Annotated in this window: 2 protein-coding genes; both read left to right on the plus strand. The window is 69.5% G+C overall.

From position 1 onward, the window contains the following. The first annotated feature begins 85 nt into the window (after window positions 1-85). Entirely contained in the window at window positions 86-1222 is a 1137-nt protein-coding gene (locus tag NW75_RS21500) for a phage portal protein (protein ID WP_033967422.1), read from the plus strand. Beyond that, window positions 1219-1524: a DUF6127 family protein gene (locus NW75_RS21505; RefSeq protein ID WP_231565373.1), complete on the plus strand. Its 306-nt coding sequence runs from the start codon at window positions 1219-1221 to the stop codon at window positions 1522-1524. The genes NW75_RS21500 and NW75_RS21505 overlap by 4 nt, the downstream gene beginning before the upstream one ends. Window positions 1525-1559 lie beyond the last annotated feature (35 nt).

Genomic DNA, 1559 nt, shown 5'->3' on the forward strand with positions numbered 1-1559 from the left:
GCCGGCCGACCCACCCCCGGCCCCTCCCCTTTCAGGGAGGGGAGGCAGGAAGCGCGCGTCGTTTCTCTACGAGAAGGAAGAGAGCATGAAATGGTTCGGCTGGAAGGCAGCCGGGCGCGAGGAATCGCGTCCGGCGCTGGAGTTTCGGCGTGCGCGCTTTGCCGAGGGGGCGGCGATCGGAGCGCTCCCGCAAAGTTATGCGGAACGGGTGCGGGCGCTGTATCTGCGCAATGCGATTGCGCAGCGCGCGGTGCGGCTGGTTGCCGATGGTGTGGGCGACGCACCGCTGACGGGGACGCCCGAAACCATCGCGCTGGTACAGGCACGATCGGGCGGGCAGGCGCTGACCGCGACGCTGGCGGCGCATCTGCTGCTGCACGGCAATGCCTATGTGCAGATGCTGACCGACGCGGCGGGCGATGTGGTCGAGCTGTTCGCGCTGCGCCCCGAGCGGGTGACGGTCGAGCCGGATGCGGGCGGGTGGCCGATCGCCTATCGCTATAGCGTGGGCGATCGATCGGTGCGGCTATCGGCGGAGGAGCCCCGGCCCGAAATCGTGCAGATCAAGGCGTTCCATCCGCTCGACGATCATTATGGCCTGGGGTGTCTCGGCGGGGCGGCGAGCGCGATCGCGCTGCACAATGCAGCGGCGGCATGGAATGCCGGGCTGCTCGACAATGCCGCGCGACCGTCTGGCGCGCTGATCTACGATCCGGGCGATGGCTCGACCTTGTCGCGCGAGCAATTCGCCCGGTTGCGCGAGGAAATGGAGGCGAGCTTTGCCGGCGCGCGCAATGCTGGGCGGCCGATGCTGCTGGAAGGCGGCCTTACATGGCAGGCGCTGAGCCTGACGCCCGCCGACATGGACTTTGTCGGCATGAAAGCGGCGGCGGCGCGCGAGATCGCCACCGCTTTCGGGGTGCCGCCGATGCTGCTCGGCCTGCCGGGCGACGCGACCTATGCCAATTACAAGGAGGCCAATCGCGCATTGTGGCGATCGACGATCCTGCCGCTGGCGGGAACGATCCTGGCCGGGCTGACGCAGGGGCTGCGCGGATGGGTGCCCGAGGCGGCGCTGTCGGTCGATCTCGACCGGGTGACCGCGCTGGCCGAGGACCGCGAACGCTTGTGGAGCCAGGTGGGCGCGGCGGATTTCCTGTCGCGTGACGAGAAACGCGCGATGGTGGGGTTGGGGCCCGGCGCGGTGGAGGTGGCGCCGTGAGCGGCGCGGTGCTGGCGCAGTTAATGGCGCAAGGCGCCGGCGAAGGCGCGGATTTGACCACGCTGCGCGCCATTGCCGAGGAAGCGGGCGAACTGGCGGCGTCGCGCGCGATGGCGCGACTGGGGCTGGACGATGCGGCGGCGGCCAAGGACATGGCCGAATTGCGCGAATTGCTGGGGGCATGGCGCGATGCCAAAAGATCGGTGTGGAAAGCGGCGCTCGCCTGGGTGGCGCGGATTGCGGGCGCGCTGTTGCTGACGGGGCTGGCGGCGAAATTCGGCTTTTGGGATTGGGTTAAGTGACGGGGGCGCGCTCCTCCCCTCCTGAGGGAGGGGGG

The organism is Sphingomonas sp. Ant H11, from assembly GCF_000797515.1.
Classification (GTDB): Bacteria; Pseudomonadota; Alphaproteobacteria; order Sphingomonadales; family Sphingomonadaceae; genus Sphingomonas.

Excerpts from the sequence above, each read along its gene's own strand:
- NW75_RS21500 (WP_033967422.1), top strand. The coding sequence starts at position 86 with ATGAAATGGTTCGGCTGGAAGGCAGCCGGGCGCGAGGAATCGCGTCCG.